This window comes from Microbacterium sp. Kw_RZR3 (assembly GCF_029222405.1).
Classification (GTDB): Bacteria; Actinomycetota; Actinomycetes; order Actinomycetales; family Microbacteriaceae; genus Microbacterium.
In genome coordinates this window covers 1-2,758 of the sequence record NZ_JARHXC010000315.1, presented here as the reverse complement: position 1 = coordinate 2,758, position 2,758 = coordinate 1, and the positions used below count along the sequence as shown (strand labels likewise).

At 70.2% G+C, this 2,758-nt stretch carries 2 protein-coding genes and 1 tRNA gene; all 3 read left to right on the top strand.

The genetic code is table 11. The features are described from left to right. Window positions 1–850, top strand: an 850-nt coding sequence (locus P2P98_RS17360) for a metallophosphoesterase (RefSeq protein WP_275801510.1), incomplete at its 5' end; no start/stop codon positions are given. 113 nt (window positions 851–963) lie between these two features. Beyond that, window positions 964–2,466: a hypothetical protein gene (locus tag P2P98_RS17355; protein WP_275801509.1), complete on the top strand. Its 1,503-nt coding sequence runs from the start codon at window positions 964–966 to the stop codon at window positions 2,464–2,466. A 193-nt stretch (window positions 2,467–2,659) separates the two neighbouring features. After that, a tRNA-Pro gene (locus P2P98_RS17350) sits at window positions 2,660–2,736 on the top strand. Window positions 2,737–2,758 lie beyond the last annotated feature (22 nt).

Sequence of the window (2,758 nt, the reverse complement as noted above, 5' to 3'; positions counted from 1 at the left end):
CTGGGGCGTCGGCATCGAGCGCTACCTCTTCACGGTCCGCTATCACGCCCTCCGTGTCCTTCCGAAGGGCGCGGAACCGATTCGCGTCCTCCACGTGTCGGACGCGCACATGGCTCCATGGCAACACCGTAAGCAGGAATGGATGGCCCGGCTCGCTGACCTGTCACCCGACCTCGTCGTGAACACGGGCGACAATCTCGGCCACCGCGACGGGCTTACCGGCATCCGTACCGCTTTCGCACCCCTGCGCGGCATCCCCGGGCTCGTGGTGCACGGATCGAACGACTTCCAAGAGCCGTCGCCGCGCAATCCCCTGCGGTACTTCCTCGGCCCCTCCGGAAACGTCCCCGCCCACAAGCACCTCGACGTCGAGGCTCTCGACCGATTCTTCGCCGACGACCTCGGCTGGAACATCCTCGACGACACCGCCGTATCGCTCGAGGTGAAGGGTGTGCGCATCACGGCGTTCGGAGTGAACGACGCCCACCGCAAGTGGGACCGCCCCGACCAGATTCCGCCTGTCCTGGCGACTCTGGATGCCGCCGACCTCACGCTCGGAGTGATGCACGCCCCGTACCGTCGAACGCTCGACACGTTCACCGACCTGGGGGCGGACATCCTTCTCGCGGGACACACCCACGGCGGTCAGGTGCGAGTGCCCTTCAGCCGCAAAGCACTCGTGTCCAACTGCGACCTCCCGCTCGACCAGGCGCGCGGCCTCAGCGAGTGGTCCCACAGCGGCCGCTCGGTGCCCTTGAACGTGAGCGCGGGCCTCGGCCACTCCATCTACGCACCCGTTCGTTTCGGGTGTCGACCGGAGGCGACGCTGCTCACGCTGCTGCCCCGCTGACCGCTCCTGCACACCGTCCGAAGGGGCCGTTCCGTCCACGGAACGGCCCCTCCGCCCGTTTCGCGAACTCGTCGCGAAGCGAAGATCGAGTCTCTCAATCGAAGGGACTCTCCATGCATCACCCCCGCTCCTCCCGACCTCCCCGACGTCGACGCGCGCTGCTCGCCGTGCTCGCTCTGGTCGCTACCGCCACAGCCCTCTTCGCCGCGCCGGCGACGGCTGCTGATCGCGGAACGGGATTCGGCACGTGGGCACCCCTGTCCTCCACGGGATGGCACGGGTCCATGCGCGTCGGCGCCGTTCACACGTACTGCATCCATCCCGGACTGCCCGTCGCGACGGGGACGACGACCGACCTCGGCGTCAGCTCCGACGTACGGGGGCTCAGCGCCCAGCAGCTCGTCTCGATCAACCATCTCGTCTCCACGTACGGCCAGACCGACGATCCCGTCCAAGCCGCGAGCGTGGGGTGGGCCGTCAAGGCGATCGTCGACCGCGACACCACGCTTCACTCCTGGGGGTACAGCGGCGACTCGCTCAGCGAAGCGATCGACTACATCATGCGCCGCGCCAGCCCGGAGAACAGCTCGGCGATCCAGACACGGGTCGAGCAGTACCTCACCGAGGCCGCGGCTGTTCGCGTGCCGCGCGTCGGCGGCTCCCTCACCCTGACGACTGCCGCCGACGAGCCGACCGAGGGCACCATCGTCGCCGACGTCGACCCCGACGCGAGTGGCGTCCTGCGCCTCGAGAACGCCGTGTTCGCCGACACGGGCTCCGCGGAACGGAACGACGTCCGAGCCGGCGTCGTCTACCCGATCTCTGCTCCCCGCCCGGAGGGCAGCGACGGGCGTCCATACACCGTTCGCGCGTCCGGGACGTTCACCGTGCGCGCGGCTGCGGTGCGCCTGTACAGCACGCCCGGTCAGCAGGAGTCCGCGGGTCCCGCGGATCCGCAGACCTTCGCCCTCGCCACGGAGGACACCTCCGCGCGCCCCGTGCAGTTCCGTCCTCGGATCGAGACCTCGGCTCGCATCGAGAATGATCGGTTCATCGATGACGTGACCGTCTCCGTCGACGACGGCGTGTGGCCGCGCCTCGCGGACGGCTCCTTCGTCCCGCTCAGCGCGACGGCCGATCTCTACCGGACCGGGGCATTCCCCGCGGAGTCGGACGAGGTGCCCTCGAACCTCTCCCCCGTGGCGCGACTCACGCTGGCGACGGATCCCGCCCGAGGACCGGGCACCTACCGGGTCGAGCTCGCCGACCGTCTTCCGGGTCCGGGCGTGTACACCGCCGTCTGGCGGATCTCCCGCGATGAGCAGGACCCGGCTGTCGCGCCGCACCTGCCTCGGGGATACGCCTGGGCCGAGCGCTTCGCCTCCCCGTCGCAGACGGAGCAGCTCGCCCCCACCCCACCGTCGCACACGCCGACGCCGACGGTCGCTCCGACGATATCGCCGGCTCCGTCGGCGTCCCCCGCTCCCACGGCCCTCGCCGCCACGGGCGTCTCGAGCGCCTCCGCGGGCGGAGCCGCCGTCGGAGGAATCATCGCGATCGTGCTCGGCACCGGGGCAGCCATCGTCGCGAGGCGCCGCCCGACACGTCACCCCTGACGCGGATTCCTGACGTTCGGTCGATGTCCGGGGCCGACGTCCGGGCCGACGTCCGGGGCCGACGTCCTCGCGGGAGCCCGCCCGCACGCCGCGGGCGACGCTTCCGCGAGGACGAGCCACGCAACCGACACTCCCGCTGTGCACGCCGATTGGGCGCACGTCCGCGAACGGGGTAGACTTTCAGGGTTCGCCACGGGGTGTGGCGCAGCTTGGTAGCGCGCGTCGTTCGGGACGACGAGGCCGCAGGTTCAAATCCTGTCACCCCGACCACTGTCCTCATCCGGACAAGAGA

Coding starts and splice junctions, on each gene's coding strand:
- P2P98_RS17355 (WP_275801509.1), top strand. CDS start 964: ATGCATCACCCCCGCTCCTCCCGACCTCCCCGACGTCGACGCGCGCTG.